15 protein-coding genes are annotated in these 15,993 nt (G+C 56.6%); 4 read left to right on the top strand and 11 right to left on the bottom strand.

Going from position 1 to position 15,993, the window contains the following annotated elements:
* Nucleotides 1–80 precede the first annotated feature (80 nt).
* Complete coding sequence (locus JUE67_RS10050; RefSeq protein ID WP_203628201.1) at nucleotides 81–581, bottom strand: GNAT family N-acetyltransferase; 501 nt, start codon at nucleotides 579–581, stop codon at nucleotides 81–83.
* Nucleotides 582–785: 204 nt separating this feature from the next.
* On the opposite strand from JUE67_RS10050, the gene JUE67_RS10045 reads away from it, so the two are divergent.
* Entirely contained in the window at nucleotides 786–1,658 is an 873-nt protein-coding gene (locus tag JUE67_RS10045) for an Rgg/GadR/MutR family transcriptional regulator (RefSeq protein ID WP_203628200.1), read from the top strand.
* A gap of 6 nt (nucleotides 1,659–1,664) precedes the next feature.
* On the opposite strand, the gene JUE67_RS10040 is transcribed toward JUE67_RS10045, so the two are convergent.
* The 5 genes from JUE67_RS10040 to JUE67_RS10020 form a co-directional block, all read right to left on the bottom strand.
* Nucleotides 1,665–3,341: an ATP-binding cassette domain-containing protein gene (locus tag JUE67_RS10040; RefSeq protein ID WP_203628199.1), complete on the bottom strand. Its 1,677-nt coding sequence runs from the start codon at nucleotides 3,339–3,341 to the stop codon at nucleotides 1,665–1,667.
* 345 nt (nucleotides 3,342–3,686) lie between these two features.
* Nucleotides 3,687–4,220: a methylated-DNA--[protein]-cysteine S-methyltransferase gene (locus tag JUE67_RS10035; protein WP_125697874.1), complete on the bottom strand. Its 534-nt coding sequence runs from the start codon at nucleotides 4,218–4,220 to the stop codon at nucleotides 3,687–3,689.
* 89 nt (nucleotides 4,221–4,309) lie between these two features.
* Nucleotides 4,310–5,695 (bottom strand): MFS transporter, encoded by a 1,386-nt coding sequence (locus JUE67_RS10030; protein WP_203628198.1) that lies wholly within the window; start codon nucleotides 5,693–5,695, stop codon nucleotides 4,310–4,312.
* Entirely contained in the window at nucleotides 5,688–6,113 is a 426-nt protein-coding gene (locus tag JUE67_RS10025; protein WP_203628197.1) for a MarR family winged helix-turn-helix transcriptional regulator, read from the bottom strand. Before JUE67_RS10025 ends, JUE67_RS10030 begins: the two co-directional genes overlap by 8 nt.
* Before the next feature lie 103 nt (nucleotides 6,114–6,216).
* On the bottom strand, nucleotides 6,217–6,822 hold the full coding sequence (locus tag JUE67_RS10020) for a histidine phosphatase family protein (RefSeq protein ID WP_203628196.1): 606 nt from the start codon (nucleotides 6,820–6,822) through the stop codon (nucleotides 6,217–6,219).
* A 213-nt stretch (nucleotides 6,823–7,035) separates the two neighbouring features.
* Here JUE67_RS10020 and JUE67_RS10015 point away from each other — a divergent pair, with 213 nt between their 5' ends.
* Complete coding sequence (locus JUE67_RS10015) at nucleotides 7,036–8,490, top strand: NCS2 family permease (RefSeq protein ID WP_203628195.1); 1,455 nt, start codon at nucleotides 7,036–7,038, stop codon at nucleotides 8,488–8,490.
* A 371-nt stretch (nucleotides 8,491–8,861) separates the two neighbouring features.
* Here JUE67_RS10015 and JUE67_RS10010 read toward each other — a convergent pair whose 3' ends face one another.
* The gene (locus tag JUE67_RS10010; protein WP_203628194.1) at nucleotides 8,862–9,500 is read right to left on the bottom strand and encodes an NAD(P)H-binding protein; all 639 of its coding nucleotides are present in this window, start codon (nucleotides 9,498–9,500) and stop codon (nucleotides 8,862–8,864) included.
* A gap of 192 nt (nucleotides 9,501–9,692) precedes the next feature.
* Between JUE67_RS10010 and JUE67_RS10005 the strand changes: the two genes are divergently transcribed.
* On the top strand, nucleotides 9,693–9,866 hold the full coding sequence (locus tag JUE67_RS10005) for a PspC domain-containing protein (RefSeq protein WP_125697885.1): 174 nt from the start codon (nucleotides 9,693–9,695) through the stop codon (nucleotides 9,864–9,866).
* A gap of 67 nt (nucleotides 9,867–9,933) precedes the next feature.
* Here JUE67_RS10005 and JUE67_RS10000 read toward each other — a convergent pair whose 3' ends face one another.
* Nucleotides 9,934–10,815 carry a PPK2 family polyphosphate kinase gene (locus tag JUE67_RS10000; RefSeq protein WP_203628193.1) on the bottom strand — a complete coding sequence of 294 codons (882 nt, stop codon included), beginning with the start codon at nucleotides 10,813–10,815 and terminating at the stop codon, nucleotides 9,934–9,936.
* A gap of 246 nt (nucleotides 10,816–11,061) precedes the next feature.
* Entirely contained in the window at nucleotides 11,062–11,250 is a 189-nt protein-coding gene (locus tag JUE67_RS09995) for a hypothetical protein (protein ID WP_203628192.1), read from the bottom strand.
* 165 nt (nucleotides 11,251–11,415) lie between these two features.
* Between JUE67_RS09995 and JUE67_RS09990 the strand changes: the two genes are divergently transcribed.
* On the top strand, nucleotides 11,416–12,768 hold the full coding sequence (locus JUE67_RS09990) for an MFS transporter (RefSeq protein ID WP_203628231.1): 1,353 nt from the start codon (nucleotides 11,416–11,418) through the stop codon (nucleotides 12,766–12,768).
* Nucleotides 12,769–12,827: 59 nt separating this feature from the next.
* Here the strand turns inward: JUE67_RS09990 and JUE67_RS09985 are convergent, their stop codons facing one another.
* Nucleotides 12,828–14,420, bottom strand: coding sequence for an amino acid ABC transporter ATP-binding/permease protein (locus JUE67_RS09985; RefSeq protein ID WP_203628191.1), 1,593 nt, complete (start codon nucleotides 14,418–14,420; stop codon nucleotides 12,828–12,830).
* The gene (locus tag JUE67_RS09980) at nucleotides 14,420–15,985 is read right to left on the bottom strand and encodes an ATP-binding cassette domain-containing protein (protein WP_203628190.1); all 1,566 of its coding nucleotides are present in this window, start codon (nucleotides 15,983–15,985) and stop codon (nucleotides 14,420–14,422) included. Before JUE67_RS09980 ends, JUE67_RS09985 begins: the two co-directional genes overlap by 1 nt.
* Nucleotides 15,986–15,993: the final 8 nt, after the last annotated feature.

Genomic DNA, 15,993 nt, shown 5'->3' with positions numbered 1-15,993 from the left:
AGCTGCCCAATCACAAACGCGGATCTCCGCGCCCTGACAAAGAAAATATCGCCAGCCTTTTGCGAGGACTGGCGATATTTTTAGTTACGATAATGGCGGCCCATGATATCCAAACTGGCGGCGCGGCCATCCAGATCAGCAATCTCAGGCAGATGGGCCCAGCGCGCAAACCCATTTTTCGTGAATAAGCCTAGGCTCGGCGCGTTGTGGCTGAAAATATACGCGAGCAACGTGTCGACATTCAGCACTGGTAGCTGACTTGCAACATGATCGAGTGCCTGCTGGCCAAGGCCTTGATGTCGATACGCCGCATCGATATAGATGCTGATCTCGCAGGTGCGTTGATAGGCTGGCCGGCCATAAAAGGATTCAAGCCCCACCCAACCAGCTGTAGTCCCGCCATCCTTCATTAGCCACAGCGGCCGCGTTGCCGGGTCAAAGGCGGCAAACCAAGCCTCACGGGACGCCACAGTGACTGGCGTTAGGTCGGCTGTCGCGAGGCGACTGGGGATGATCTCGTTATAGATCTCAACGACGCGCGCAAGATCGGCGTGGGTCGCAAGGGTGAATGTGATGGACATGGGTGACCTCCTCAGGCATGATTAACTTGAGTGTAGGAGTTATCATGTCGGGTTTCAATGAAAAATGTTATCACCCTCGCAATGCGGATTGCCCCCTGTTGACGCGTGCAAATCAGATTACTTTCGACCGAGGGGTCCGTATAGCTGATACCACTGATCACCTCTCAGAAAATTTTTCCGATATTAATAAAGGAGTTGGTAAAGATGTCGTTTATTGGGTATGGTCCTGCTTTTCATGAACTGCGGACGAGTCGCAATCTCAGCCTAGAAGCTGCATCGGCGAATATTGTGACAAAGTCATTTTTGTCGAAGTTTGAACGTGGTGATACCTCAATCTCCATTGAAAACCTGTTGCCGCTCCTAGAACGAATCAACGTCTCGGCGACAGAGTATCTGCTACAAGCGAACAACATGTCGTGGGGAAAAGACGACGTATTGTTCTCACATTTGGTCGACTATATCAACTCACGAGACAGTTATCAGCTTCAACGAATGGTGGAAAAGCAGCAGGAAGTTGTCAAAACTTCAGCTGACCCGTACGATCAGCTCGACTTGATAGCAATCAAAGCCGCTCGTTTCTATGTGACGAAGGAACCTGTCACACCAGAGGAAGTCCAGCGGGTCAGCGATTACTTATTTGGTATCGATGATTGGCTCTACTACGATTTAAACCTCTTGAGCCTGTCGGTCGGTATCCTTCCCTTAGAGTTACTTACTCGATATGCCAAAACTATCTTCAAGAGCGTTGAACATTTTCTTCGGGCAAATTTAAATGAGCAACTAGTCAGCGAGATTGCTGAAAATGTCATGATAAGATTATTACAGGCGCATTATTTGGACGCCGCCGACGCGATGCTGATCGAATTGTCCAATAGTCCGCTCATGAGCGGCTATACCCACGCAAACCTAGCCTATCGGTATCTCTCTGCTATCCATCGCTATCTCAGCGGTGATCAGGCAGGCGGCATTGCCGATTTCAAAGAATATCTGCATGTCCTCGAGTGGCTTCAACTCGGGGATCAGTCTACCCAAATGATCGGAATCTGGCGAAATCTGACAAAATCCACAGAAATCTAGTGTGTTTCAGATGCTCGGCGCGGGCATTACCGAGAAATGAAGGGGTACATCGAGCTCGGGAAGTGGTCCGTTGAGGTGCTCGATGTCAAAGACCTGATCGAGGTGGCCTGCAAGCTCATCGGTCAGATGATGCGTCACAAGAATCACCGTGGTATTTGGCAACTCAAGCAGTACTTTTTCGATGGCGGCGTTGGACTGCTTATCCAGGGCTGAGGTGCTCTCATCAAGCAACATGATTTGTACCTTGGCGAAGGTACCTCTGGCCAGAGCGATACGTTGACGCTCACCACCTGACAGGTCGGTACCATCAGTATCAAGGACAGTCTCTAATCCGTCTGGTAACTTCTTCAACAGTTCATCCAGCCCCACTTGCGAAAGCACGCGGTCCAGCTCAGCCTGCTCAACAGAACGTCCCAAAGTGAGGTTAAACCGCAATGTATCGTTGAAAAGATGCGGCGTCTGGTCAATGTAGATCAACATGTCGTGAAGCGCCTTTGAGGACAAGGCAGACACCCTCGATTCACCAATCGTGTACTCCCCTTTGGCCGGGGTTAGGCGACCATCCAGAATCTCAAGTAGTGTCGACTTCCCGCTGCCACTCGGTCCGACCAAGGCGTACTTGCCATTCAGATTGAAATTGACAGACAGATCACGCAACACTTCACGTTCACCGTACCAATAGTTGATGTGCGCCAATTTCAGCGTGCCAGGAGTCGGTTGCTGATTCTTAACACCATCTTCCTGAGCCTGATCGTCCGCGAGATCGATGAGTGTTTGAAACTTGTCAAAGATCGGTTGAATCGAACGAACCGTGACCCAGCTATTACTGAAGGTACCCAGACTATTGAAAATCGTGCTGGCCAGACCACCCGTTGCGCTGATTGCGCCGATCGGCAACCACTTCATGGCGATCAATACCCCGGTTTCTATTGCGATGCCAAGTTGTGCGATTACGTTCACAGCACCGGCCAAAACAGCAACACGTCCCTGCGCTTTGGCCACTGCGACCTTGCTATCCCCATAAACTCGGGATGCCGTGGTGATGCGACTGTGAATCAAAGGCAGTCGATTAGCTGAGAATAACGTGTCGAATGCGTTGACGACATCAGTAATCGTTGTCAGTAATGCCGAATTCTGGTTGGAAACGTTGGCCGTTTTTTCCGCGACGGCTTTCGTCAAGAGATTTGGCACGTAGATGATGATTGCGGCGAACACAAATGCGGTCAATACAAGGGTGTAATGGTAACTGATCAGGGCAATCGCTGAAAACAGCGCGGCGAAGAAGACTTGAACGAGGCTGTATAAATTGTAGAGACCAGTATTCTCGATGAGCCCAATGTCGTTGGTCATCCATGCCGCATAGTTCTGATTGTTGTTCTGATGGAACCCAGCGTAATTCAGCTTGGATATGGCCTCGCCGAGGTCACTTCGAATTGCCGTTGCGGTGGTTTGAATCAGCCGTTCCTGATAAACAATCTGAAGATACGTTAGGACAAGATAAAGGCCCCACAGCGCGATCGATACCAGATACCACTGAACAAACCCGCGCAGATCGAACTTCACCAAAGCGGTCAGCGCGTTCGCCGCCAAAACCACGTTGATGGTCTGGCTTAATGTCGAAACGACGATCAACAAGATCAAGAACAAGTTTTGCTTCCAGAATTGAAGGATATATTTTTTCATATGAGCTCACCTCTTGGTATCACTATATCTGGCCGGTTACTTCGGAGCTGATTCGTGTCATTTTGAATCGGTGCCGATTTTTTGTTGTGTTGCCTCGGTGCTCGAGCCGCGTTATCACAAGGGATAAAGCGCCATCACAGAGCTAGCCAGAATATATATGACACAACAAAAGAATCTCATTCGAGGTGTGATACACCACCTTCACTAACAGAAACAGAGACGATCATCGGCGACTGCAAAAATCTTCTGTTGGCCATTTTCATCGTGAGGCGACAAAAAAGACATATCCAGCACCGGCCAAAACCGGTTCTCGATATGTCTCATCAAATGTCTTTTATTGCTGGTTTACGCAAACGCCACTTTCTGCCGACTCGCCGACAGGGTGACGCCTTCCAGTTCAAGCAGCGCCTGTTTGCGCGCCAGCCCGCCTGCGTAACCGGTGAGATCGCCGGTCGCACCGACGACCCGGTGGCACGGAATCAGCAGACTGATCGGGTTATGGCCGACCGCCCCGCCGATCGCGCGTGGAGAAACATTCAGGCGATGCGTCGCGGCGGCCACGCGCTGGGCCAATGTCTGATACGTTACCACGGTCCCATATGGAATGCGCCGCAATTCATGCAGCACCAATAACCGGTACGGGGTAACTTCAGGGGCAAGCGGCACCAGCGTTGGATCCGGCCGCTCGCCAGCAAAATAACCCGTCAGCCAGGTCTCCGCCGCCAAAATTGGCTCGCTGCTCGCGGTCTCAGCCGCCTGCAGGTCATACTGCGCGCCAAAATTTTGTTGATCCGTAAACCACAGCCCGCGCAGATCATTTTCATCGCTGAGCAAGGTGATCTCACCAAGTGGCGAGTCGACCATTTGCTTGAATAACATCAAAATGCCTCCTGCCGTGCGCGACAGACTTTGTTCGCGCCAGTTAATGAGAACAGGATACCAGTTTTTCAAGCCGGCGGACAAACTTTTTATCTCGATGCCGCCTCGGCCTTGGTTCCGCGAAAAAGGGCCATCAAGATCACAAGGGCGAAGACGCTGCCACAAGCCAGTAGGAAAAATGCGTGCTGCGAGCCAACTGCGGTGCCGACCACCCGACTCGTGGTCCCGGCCTGCCCCGCTGCCACCAGCGCGGCGGCCAGGCTCGTCCCCAGTGCCGCGCCGAATTGCTGGAGGGTGTTGAAGATCGCATTGCCATCCGGCTGCTGGGCCGGCGCCAATTGATGAAGGCCATCCGTCATGACATTGCCCATCGACAGGCCAATGCCCGCCATGAAAAGTAGATAGAGCCCCGCGACCCCTGCAGCGGTCAGTGCCTTGCCAAGAGTCGCAAATCCCGCGAGTGACAATAAGTCCAACACGCTGCCTAAAAGCAGTGGCATTTTTGCCCCGACGTGATCATAGAGTCGCCCGGACAGCGGGGCGAGCACCGCGCCCAGCGCCGCCCCGGGCAGCACGATCAGGCCCGCTTCAAGTGCCGTTCTGCCATTGACCAGCTGCAGATAATTCGGCAGGAGAAACGACAAGCCCAACGCTTCGATCTGATACAGCAAGAACACGGCAACGTGTGCCGCAAATCGCTGATTGGCCAGCAGGCGCACGTCGATGACCGGCTGCTTGAGGCGAAGCGCCCGCAGGCAAAATACTGCCAGGGCCACCCCGCCGATCACCAAAGCCAACCAACTGAAGCGACTGGCGAGCTCCGCAATGCCCCAGATCAAGCCGCAAAATGCCAGCACGATCAAGGCCACGCTCGGCGCATCCACCGTTGCGGCGGACAGAGGCGATTTTTGCTGAATGCAGCGCATGCCGAGCACCAGCGCCAGCACCAACAGCGGCAAGAGAAACACGAAGACATAGCGCCAGCTCATCACCGTGACCACCAGACCGCCAAATGTTGGGCCGATCGCCGGGGCAACGCCAGTGATCAAGGTGCCGACCCCCATCATCATGCCGATCATGGGCGCCGGCACTTGATCCAAAATTATGTTGAACATCAGCGGCAACGCGATGCCGGTCCCCACGCCTTGAATCCCCCGGCCGATCAACAGCACGGAAAATGTTGGCGCCACCGCATCCAGCACAACGCCTAGGATAAAGCAGCTGATCGCGACAAGAAACAGATCACGCGTCTTGAAGCGGCGTTTGAGCGTCGCCGACAGCGGGACGATCGAGGCGACCACCAGTAAATACAGCGTGGTCATCCATTGGACCGTGGCCGTGCCGACCGAAAATTCTTTCATCAAGGTTGGAAAGGTGATGTTCATCGCCGTTTCGATGATCACCCCGCAAAACGACATGAGCCCCGTGGCAATGATCGCGCCAAGCACACGCGGCGACAATTTATCCTCACGCATGCGCGTCGCCTTGATTCAATTGGGTAAACGCCGTGAGCATTTTGAAAAAAGTCGCCTGCTCCGCCTCGGAAAATGCACTGGTCATGGCTTGCTGCTGGCCGCCGATATACGCGGCGACTGCCTCGCACAGTCGGCTGGCCTTGCTTGTCAGCCGCACCACCTTTTGCCGGGTGTCGCCAGCGACTGCAGTCCGCGTGATCAGCCCCGCTTTTTCCATGCGCTGAAGCGTCACCGTGGTCGTCGAGCGTTGAATGCCAAATTCCGCCTCGATCTCCCGCTGCAACACCTCTCGCGTCCCGATAAAATCGATGATCGACATCTGATTGCCGGTCAGGCCGAATTGTTTCGCGTAATTGTCCATGGCCGTGGTCATGCAGATCGATGCGTGTTTGATTGCTTTCCCAAAATCCTGTGTCAACGTGGTCACTCCTTTTTGCTAGTTGGCTAACAAAAACAACCTTACCACGCATTTTTCCGAATGCAAGAAACAAACCGTCCAGCGAACTGAACGGCAGACGGTGCTAGGCTAACAAGCTGTTGAACTGCTCGAGGCGCGCGCGAAAATCATCATGCTCATCGAGGTGAAGCCGTGTCAGAGAAACGTTTCCGACCGGCGCGAAGTGGTAAAAATCCGTGTGCAACAAATTCGCAAGCAGCGCGCGAATGGTAAAGCCGTGGCAAACCACCAGGACCTTGCCCGCTGGCGTGGCGGCCTCGGCGTCGGCCAGAAACGCGGCGGTGCGGGCCAGCAGATGCGCATAGGTCTCGGCGTTTGGCGACAAGTCCGGCATCGCTTCGGAAAACATATCCTGGTAATCAAACGCGGCCGGAAAATCGTGCTTCAGCTCAGCAGCTTGTTGACCTTCCCAATCGCCGAAATCCATTTCCTGAAGGCGGGCGTCCTCGATCATCGGCTGGCGGGCCATCGTCAACAACGCCGCCGTTTGCTTGGCGCGCTTCATTGGACTGACATAAATGCGATCGAACTGTTGCCAATCATAGGCATCGCGCACCAACTCCGCATACGTGATGCCCGCGTCCGACAGCGCGACATCCGCGCCTGCACCTGAGATCAGCCCGGCGCCATTGGATAAACTGATGCTATGGCGCACCAATGAGATTTCCATTTTCTCTCCCCTTTTCCGTTGGTTCCAGTATACTAGAGCCAAAACGCGAATGAACGGGCTGCTGCCAACCAGAGTCGTCAGATTTTTACCACGAAAACGGATTAATCCCGAACATTAAATATGACAACTTCAGAAATAACCGTTTTTCATCTTGTAATTGACGCGCCAAACGCATAAGCTGAATAGCAAATCGTTTTTCAGAAAGGATCGATCATGGAAACCTTCTTTAAGCTGAAAGAAAATGGCACGACCAAACGCACCGAGCTGATCGCCGGGCTGACTACCTTTTTTGCAATGTCTTACATATTATTTGTCGCCCCGTCGACCTTGGCGCTGACCGGCATGCCGAGTCAGGCTGTCTTTTTGGCGACGATCATCGCCAGCGCGACCGGCACGTTGATCATGGGCCTCTTAGCAAACGTCCCTTACGCGCTGGCTCCTGGCCTCGGCCTCAACGCATTTTTCACCTTCACCGTGGTCGAGGCGCTCGGCTTCACCTGGCAAGAGGCGCTTGCGCTGGTCTTTCTGTGCGGCGTGATCAACATCTTGGTCACCGTGACCAAAGTCCGCAAGCTGATCATCGTTGCCATTCCGGAAGTGATGCAGCACGCGATCGGCGGCGGCATCGGCGTGTTCGTCGCCTACATTGGCTTGAAAAATTCCGGCTTCCTGCAATTCACGACGGATGCCTCGAGCATCTTGTCCGTCAACGGCCAGGCATTCAAACCTGGCGATGGCGTGAAAAATGGCCTCGAGTCCATCATCTCCGGCGGCGGCATCACCCCGGCACTGGTCAACTTCACTCAGGCCGGCGCGATCGTCGCCTTGCTGGGGCTGATGCTGATGGCGGTGCTCGTGGTAAAAAAAGTCCCAGGAGCGATCTTGATCGGCATCGTCGCCACCACGTTGATCGGCATCCCCTTTGGCGTCACGCAACTATCCGCTTCGGCCGGCAATTCGCTGGGTGAAGCCTTCAGCCAGCTCGGCACCACATTCGGCGCCGCATTTTCCAGCAAGGGGTTCGGCAGTCTGTTCACCGACGCCCATCACATCATGTTATCCGTGATGACCATTTTTGCTTTTTCCTTCTCTGATATTTTTGACACGCTGGGCACGTTCATCGGCACAGGCCGCCGCACTGGCATCTTTTCCAATGAGGACCTGACCCAGATGAAAACAGGTCGTGGGTTCTCGTCGAAAATGGACCGCGCGCTGTTTGCCGATGCGATCGCGACCGGCGTTGGCTCTGTCTTCGGCACCTCGAACATCACCGTCTTCGTCGAAAGCGCGGCTGGCATCGGCGCAGGCGGGCGCACCGGCCTGACAGCGGTGGTCACGGCGATCTGCTTCCTGCTTTCAGCGCTATTATCCCCATTGATCGCGATCGTGCCGACCCAGGCTGTGGCCCCCGCGCTGATTCTCGTCGGCATCATGATGATGAGCAGCTTCAAGGAGATCAACTGGAGCGACCTCGCCGACGCGGTCCCGGCCTTCATGGCGTCCATCGTGATGGCGCTGGTCTACAATATCTCATACGGCATCGCGGCAGGCTTCATCTTCTATTGCCTGATCAAGCTGGTCACAGGCAAACGCAAGGAAGTTCACCCGGCGCTGTGGGTCGTCACCGGCCTGTTTATTCTGGATTTCGTGTTTATGGCGCTATTGTAAAAATTGCGCGCAAAAAAAGACTGTGCAGTTGCGAGCCCGCGGATCGGCGGGTGGGCAACTGCACAGTCTTTTTGCTTATTGTGACGCTCAGTTCGCAGCCCGCGGACCTCCGCACCCTGCTAGTCGGGCTGCGCGGGGCAGGTCTGAGGCATCTAGTCGACCTGGTCACGCATGGCTAAATGCGCATACGCGCCCAGGCCGCACTAGCTGCTCAGACCTGAGCGCCCCGCTCCGCACCCTGTCATAGTCGGGCTCCAGCTCGCATGGTGGGGACATCTAGGCGTCTCCTGCACTCGATGGCCAAATGCGTCATCAAGGCATGAGCCGACCTAGCTGCCCCACCATAAACGCGGACCTCCGCACCCTTTTCCTTACGCATTCACGACTGTAAATCGTTTGTGCAGAAACTCTGGGTCTTCCATTTCATCGAGCAACGCGCTTGCCAGGTTGCCGGTGGACACGACTGATTTGCCGTCCGCGTCCAGCATTAACTCATCCGTGCCGATACGATATTTCGTCTTTGGCCCCGGCACGAAGGAAAATTGCGGTGAGACTGCGGTCCACTTCACGTTGTCGATCCACTGTAAAAACTGGTACTCGTGGAATTGCTGATGAGGCGTTTCGACCCAATCCGCGCCCGCATTTTTCGCCAGCACCTCATCGATCACATAACTGCCATCCGCCTGCTTCAACGAGCTGGCGCCGAGAATGAAATACAGCGTCGTCGTGGTGTTGCCGCGCAGCGCTGCCACCAGCCGCGTCGCCAGATCGACGTGCTGATACGCGGCCGCGCGCGTGGCAAACGCATCGACCACCGCATCGTAGTCAGTCAAATCAGCTGCGGTCAACGCCAACGCATCTTTTTCTACGATCGTCACCCGCTCGTCAAACATCTCCTGCGCTTTGGCGGCATTACGTACCAAAGCCGTCACCTGATGGCCGCGGCTTTGCGCTTCCTGAACAATGGCACTGCCGGCATGGCCAGTCGCGCCGATCACTGCGATCTTCATCCTTCGTCACTCCTCTTCGTTTACGTCGCCTTTACAATAACACGTTTACGCAATCGTTACTATCGAAAGATAAGCGTCTACCGAGAACCACCCCCTGCTTTGGGCTGACAAAATCGTCACGCAACTTCAGTCCGCAGACGGAACGTCCTGCCCACCCCTTTCGCTATACTAAAACCAAAAGGAGTGGTAAATATGAAATTTCGTCGTTCTTCAAGTGATCATGTGATCGCCGGCGTCTGTGGGGCGATCGGGCAACGACTAGGCATCGATCCGCTATGGGTGCGGCTGGTCTTTGTTTTTGGCAGTGGCGCGTTCTTCTGGGTCTACCTCGCACTGTGGGCCCTGACGCCGCTTGATAATGAGTAATGCTGATAAAACAGGGCGCAAGAGGAAAAATCCTTTGCGCCCTATTTTTGTCTAGTCAGTCAGCGACTTATTTGTCCGTCAATTCTTCCAATGCGGCCTGCAAGCCAGCCTTTTGCTCGGCGGTGACCGTTGGGAACGCCAGCGGCAGATCATCCAGCCGCTTGTCGATCATCTTGGACACCAACAACCGCGCGAACCACTTGTTGTCCGCCGGAATGATGTGCCACGGGGCGTTGGCCGTCGACGTGTTGGCGATCGCGTCTTCGTAGGCATGCTGATAGTCGTCCCAGTAGCGGCGCTCCTTGATGTCGGCCGCTGAGAACTTCCAATTTTTATCCGGCTGATTGATGCGATCCAGGAACCGCTTCTTCTGCTCACCCTTGGACAGATGCAGGAAAAACTTCATCACGACGATGCCATTGCGCGTCGCATAATTTTCCATCTGGCGAAAATCCTTGTAGCGCCGGTTCCATAGATCCTGCGTCACATCCTCGACCCTCCGGATACCCGGAATGTGCTCCTTGAGCAAATTCTCCGGATGCACGCGATCGACCAGCACCTCTTCGTAATGAGAGCGGTTGAACACGGTAATGTTGCCGGCGCGCGGAAACGCCACGCGGGTGCGCCACAGATAATCATGGTCCAGCTCGTCCAGGCTCGGCTGCTTGAACGAGATAACTTCGGTGCCCTGCGGATTGATGCCGGTCATCACATGCCGGATCATGCCATCTTTGCCGGCTGCGTCCATGCCTTGGAAAATCAGCAGCAAACTGTATTCATTTTGCGCATAAAGCATCGCCTGGTCTTGAACCAGCTCGGCGATATCCTTGGCGATCGACGCCTTGATGTCGGCCTGGCTGAGGTCGCGGTAGGCCTTTGGCACATCGGTCGCCCAGTCCTTGAGCTTGAAGTCACCTTTACCAGCGTAAATAAAGTCATTCACATCCATTATCAGCACCTCCATTAAGTTGTTTTCATTATATAAGACGAGCGACCCTCAACGCGAAAATAAGGTCTCAGGGTGTGTCGGTGCGCGCTTATGGACGTGCGGCTAACTTGGCCTGGGTGCGTTTGGCGCACCTCGCCAGACGTGCACAGACCAGTTAGCCGTCGCGGCCATACGCACCGAAACCCAACTACGGTATAGCTGCCCGCATATAGGCGTGCGGGTGCAGCGGGCCTCATCGCGCCCCAGTCAGTCGTTGCAGTCGTCCTCCAGCGCAAAATCACGTGCGCGTTGTTCTTCGATAAAGTAAGCCGTCAGCGCGCGACTGATCACGACATCGGTCGATTCATCCCCGCGCGCGCAGGCCGCTTTGAGTTCAGCGGCCATTTCTGGTGTGAGTGTCACTGTTATTTTTCTGCCATTTTGCACCTCCGTCATTGAATACGCTCATTGTAGAGTGCTTCGACGTGAAACACAAACGCGCCTCACTTGATATTTTCTGAAAACAAGTCTAATGTAGCCTTTTGTGCGCAGTCATTTTTCACGGCTTAGCGCGCGAAGGAGGAACCTGTGGTGGCAACAAGTAAGACCCAGACGAAGCCGATGGTGGTCGTGACCGTGGTGGCGCTCATGTCCTTTCTTGGCGTACTCACGGAAACATCGATGAATACGACGTTCCCCACGCTGATGAAAGATTTTCACGTTTCCCTCACTGCGGTGCAATGGGTGACCTCGGGCTATCTGTTATGTGCGGCGCTGGTGATGTTGACGTCGGCATTCATGAAGCGGCGTTTTACCAATCGGACACTGTTCACCTGGGCCGCCGCCTTGTTCATTGTGGGCGATCTTCTGTGTGCGACGGCGACGATCTTTCCGCAACTGCTGGTGGGTCGGCTCGTACAGGCAGGCTGCGTCGGGTTTTGCACGCCGCTGATGGTGAACATCATCATGGACGTCGTGCCGCGCAGCAAGCTCGGCACCTACCTCGGACTGGCCAATGTGCTCATTTTGATCGCCCCGGCGCTGGGTCCGACATTCGGCGGGGCCATCACCGCATTTGCCAGCTGGCGCATGATTTTTTGGCTAACGCTGCCCCTGGCTGTGATTCTGCTGATCTGTGGCCAATTCTTGATCAAGCAATACACGGCCACGAGCCGGTATGCGTTTGATTGGGCCCGATTTGCCCTGCTGGCCGCGGCGCTCACCAGTCTGATCATCGGGCTGACCGCAGTGGGAGACGGCAATTGGCTCCTGTTTGGCGGGTTGATGGTGGTGTTGGTGGCCAGTGCGATCGGCTTTGCGAAGCTGTCGAAAACAAGCACGCGCGCGTTATTTTCCCTGACCGTCTTTCACCAACCGGCATTTCTCTTCAGCTTTTTGCCGTACATCCTGCTGCAATTCGCCAATGTCGGCATTAATTTTCTCCTGCCGAATTATGTGCAAGGCGTGTTCGCCGCGTCGTCGTTTGTCGGTGGCTTGGTGCTCTTGCCGGGCAGTATTTTCAACGGCCTCGGCCAGCCGCTGTATGGCTGGTTGCTGGACCGCTTTGGAGGCAAGGTGCCGCTGTATACCGGCGCCGCCTTGTTCACCCTCGCGCTTGGTGCAATGGCCGGCTGGGGCCCGCGGCTTGGCGTGGTCGGCATGACGCTGGCCTACCTAGTCTTTGCGATCGGCCGGTCGATGGCGTTTTCCAATAGCGTGGCGTATGGCTTGAAACAAATGCCCAAGACGCTCCAAAGTGACGCCAACGCGCTTTATAACACGGGCCAGCAAGTCTCCGGCGCCATGGGAACCACCGTGCTGGCGCTTCTGATGACCAGCATCTCCCGGCCCGGCTGGCATCAAGCCCAGATCATCAGCGCCGGCAGCGCCTTGGCGTTTGGCCTGTTGACCGCATCAGGGCTCGTGATCTGGTGGCTGTTTTTCAAGCTGCTGCATGCCAAAACGGATTACTAAAGAAGACGAAAAGACCCGAAGCGCAGCCATTGCGATCCGGGTCTTTTCATGTCTCATCATCAAACTGAGGCAACTTGCTGGTCACCGAATCGATACAAGCGATCACACTGCGCCGCTGTTTCCGGCCGGTGCGTGATGATCAGCACCGCACCCTGAAACTCGCGCCGCACCACAGCCAGCAGGCGACTCATCGCGTCCGGATCCTGGGTGGACGTCGGCTCGTCAAGAATCAGGAGCTGGCTGGGCCGAAGCAGCGCCCGCGCCAGTTCAAGCCGCTGCGCCTGCCCGGTGGAAAATGGCAAGTGGTGCGGGTCGATCACGGTGTCCAACCCCGCCGGTAGCGTCGCCAGCCATGGCGCTAGGCCCAGCGCCGCCAACTGCTGGCCGATCACTGCATCCGGTTGCGCCCTGCTCAGTGTCAGATTGTCGCGCAGCGTTTCGTGGAAAAACACGGGGCATTGCGGCATGTAATTGATGCGCCGCAAAGAGGCGGACGCGCCTTCTTTTTCCGTGACCACCAGCTGACCGAGGTCTGGCGCAAACCAGCCCATCAGGAGTTTGGCCGCCGTGCTTTTGCCCGACCCACTGGCCCCGACAAAGCCGACCACCTCGCCGGCCTTGAGCGTGACGGAGACATCGCGCAACACCGCACGCTCGGCGCCTGGATAGGTGAACGACACATGCGCCAAGCGGATCGCCCAATCCGCTGAGGCGGTGGTCGGCGCCTCTTGGCCAAGCGGCTCGTGATGCGGCACCGGCGTCTGAGCCAACAGCGCGCGTATGCTGCGGCCGGCATCCAGCCCGCGACTCAGCGCCCCAGGCAGCCGGGCAAGGGCCTGTTGCGGGGCAAACAGCAACGGAAAACTCAGCGCCAATGCCCCTGCATCAGGTGGCAGTAGCCAGACGACCAGCGCCCAACCGCTTGTCAGCACTAATAGCACCGCCAACCGGTCCGTATTTTGAAGACGTTCGGCCGCCTGGCGCAACCGTCCGGCCTCGGCCAGTTGCGTCTGTGTTTCCGCCGCCCGGGCTTCCGTGATGCCAAGTTGGTCGCTCAGCTGACGATTTTCGCTGGACTCAAACACATATTGGCGCGTGGCCCGCTGTGCCTCGGCCGCCTCAGCCGTCAGCGCCGCCACCCGCGCTGCATGCCACAGCGGAATCGCAGCGCCCACCAAGAGCGCGACCAGCAACACGGCCAGGGCCGCGACGGGACTGACGATCAAGAACCCGGCACACAGGCACAAGGTATAGCCGACCGCGATTGCCAGCGGCCCCAGCGTGTGGGCGAAAAAGACTTCCAACGCCTCAATATCACCGCCAATCAACTGGAGCCAGCGCCCGCTTTCTTGCTGATCAAGGCCAGCCGGCGCAAGTGTGACCAGATGAGCGAAGACGCGAACGCGCAAATTTTTCAAAATGCGAAACGCGACATCATGGCCAAAATACTGCTCGCCGTAACTGGCCACCGCCGCAACTAGAACGGCGAGGCCGCTGATCAGCCACCCGCGCGCGCTGAGCCCGCCGATCACACCTTGCGCCGCCACCACGATCACCGCTGTTTTGGCCAAGGCTCCGACCAGCCCGCAGCCGGCGCTCAGCACCCAGCGCCACCTGAGCGGCTTCACTAATTCAAGTAAAAATGTCCCCATTAGCGGCCTCCCTTCAACGCCAACTGACCGGCCAGTTGATAGACCTTGGACGCATGGGCCTGGACCAGCGGATCGTGGCTGACCCACAGAATCAGATGCGAGCGGCTCAGCGCGCCCACCACGTCCAGCAAATGCTTGGTCGTCCGCCGATCGACGCTGGTCGTGATCTCATCAAGCAGATACACCGGCTTGTCGGTCAGCAGAAGCATCGCCAGCGCCAATTCCTGTCGCTGACCCGGCGACAGCAGCCGCCCATTTTCACCGATCACCGTGTTCCAGCCAGCCGGCAGGTCGCGGATGAAGGCAAGCAGTTGCCACCTTGCAAGAAAGGCCCGGCGCCGCGCGTCATCCGGACAGGCCAGCTTCAGATTGCTGGCGATCGTGCCACTGAACAATTGCGGGGCCGGCCCCAGCGTCCCGATGACAGACGCCCGCTTTTGTGCCGAAAATTGGGCCAGGTCTTGGCCATCCAGCAGAATCGCCCCGCGTGCTGGCTCCCGCGACCCATTGATCAGATTCAGCAGCGTTGTCTTGCCACTGCCGTTCGCGCCGCACAAAACAGTCAAGCCACCCGGGGCAAGTGTGAGCGACACATTTTTAAACAACGACTGGTCGTCAAAAGCGGCGGCACAGTCACGCATCACGAGCTGTTGGGGATGCGCCGGCAAGTCCGCCGTCACCCGCGGCGCCGCCTCAAGCAGGCCAAACACCTCGCGCAACGCCGGCCGCTGACTTTTAATGCCATGGGAAAAATAGCCGAGCTGTCGCCCATTGAGCATCAATGTCGCCAACGTCACAAAGGCCGCAGCCCGGCCGCCCAGTGGTCCCCGCAAGGCCAGCGGCGCCAGCAGAAGCGTCAGATAGACCAGCCCATTGATCGCAATCAGCGAAGCGAGCTGCGTTTGCAAGACTCGCATCGTCGCGCGGCGAAACCGCTCACTTTGGGACGCGAAGCGCTGGCCAAACAGCGTCCCTGCCTCATAGCTGACCAGCGTCGTCAAGCCACCCAGCGTCTCCAAAAACAGTTGGCCCAGCGCCACAAATCGATGCAGACACGCCCGGTCGCGCCGGCTCACCCGGCTGGTCAAAAGGCGCAACACAAGGGCGACCACCACCAAACAGCCAATCGGCAAAGTGGCGACCAGACTATGTTGCCACAGCGAAAGCCCCATCAACAAAACCCAGCTCGCCCCCACACCCAAAACAGCAGGCACGAGTACATTGTAAAACCCTGCGACTTTATCGATCGCCGTCAGATCGCGTTGTAGCGTCGTGCCTGCATCGGGTGTCCGGCCCTCGGCGCGCCGCGCCAAGGACGCCAGATACGCGCCATGCAATTGCGTCGTTGCGGCCAGGCCCCAGGCGTGAAAACGGCGCCGTGCCACCAACCAACTGCCTAGCGCAGCGCAAGCGACCACCCCGCTGCCTGCCCAGACCAGCTCACGCGGTTGCCCGATCAATCCAGCCGCCAGCAGCGCCCAGCCCACAGTCGGCAGCCAGCCCCACCCACTCTCGACGAGCGCGCGGCCGACCTGTTCTTTTCCATAGTGAAATAACTGACTCATCCTATCTC

It is taken from the genome of Lacticaseibacillus mingshuiensis, assembly GCF_016861785.1.
Lineage (GTDB): Bacteria > Bacillota > Bacilli > Lactobacillales > Lactobacillaceae > Lacticaseibacillus > Lacticaseibacillus mingshuiensis.
This window is presented reverse-complemented; position numbering and strand designations above follow the sequence as displayed.

What these genes read in the sequence shown, in the direction of transcription:
- JUE67_RS10050 (WP_203628201.1), bottom strand. Translation starts at nt 581, where the DNA reads ATGTCCATCACATTCACCCTTGCGACCCACGCCGATCTTGCGCGCGTC.
- JUE67_RS10045 (WP_203628200.1), top strand. Translation starts at nt 786, where the DNA reads ATGTCGTTTATTGGGTATGGTCCTGCTTTTCATGAACTGCGGACGAGT.
- JUE67_RS10040 (WP_203628199.1), bottom strand. Translation starts at nt 3,341, where the DNA reads ATGAAAAAATATATCCTTCAATTCTGGAAGCAAAACTTGTTCTTGATC.
- JUE67_RS10035 (WP_125697874.1), bottom strand. Translation starts at nt 4,220, where the DNA reads ATGTTATTCAAGCAAATGGTCGACTCGCCACTTGGTGAGATCACCTTG.
- JUE67_RS10030 (WP_203628198.1), bottom strand. Translation starts at nt 5,695, where the DNA reads ATGCGTGAGGATAAATTGTCGCCGCGTGTGCTTGGCGCGATCATTGCC.
- JUE67_RS10020 (WP_203628196.1), bottom strand. Translation starts at nt 6,822, where the DNA reads ATGGAAATCTCATTGGTGCGCCATAGCATCAGTTTATCCAATGGCGCC.
- JUE67_RS10015 (WP_203628195.1), top strand. Translation starts at nt 7,036, where the DNA reads ATGGAAACCTTCTTTAAGCTGAAAGAAAATGGCACGACCAAACGCACC.
- JUE67_RS10010 (WP_203628194.1), bottom strand. Translation starts at nt 9,500, where the DNA reads ATGAAGATCGCAGTGATCGGCGCGACTGGCCATGCCGGCAGTGCCATT.
- JUE67_RS10005 (WP_125697885.1), top strand. Translation starts at nt 9,693, where the DNA reads ATGAAATTTCGTCGTTCTTCAAGTGATCATGTGATCGCCGGCGTCTGT.
- JUE67_RS10000 (WP_203628193.1), bottom strand. Translation starts at nt 10,815, where the DNA reads ATGGATGTGAATGACTTTATTTACGCTGGTAAAGGTGACTTCAAGCTC.
- JUE67_RS09995 (WP_203628192.1), bottom strand. Translation starts at nt 11,250, where the DNA reads ATGACGGAGGTGCAAAATGGCAGAAAAATAACAGTGACACTCACACCA.
- JUE67_RS09990 (WP_203628231.1), top strand. Translation starts at nt 11,416, where the DNA reads ATGGTGGTCGTGACCGTGGTGGCGCTCATGTCCTTTCTTGGCGTACTC.
- JUE67_RS09985 (WP_203628191.1), bottom strand. Translation starts at nt 14,420, where the DNA reads ATGGGGACATTTTTACTTGAATTAGTGAAGCCGCTCAGGTGGCGCTGG.
- JUE67_RS09980 (WP_203628190.1), bottom strand. Translation starts at nt 15,985, where the DNA reads ATGAGTCAGTTATTTCACTATGGAAAAGAACAGGTCGGCCGCGCGCTC.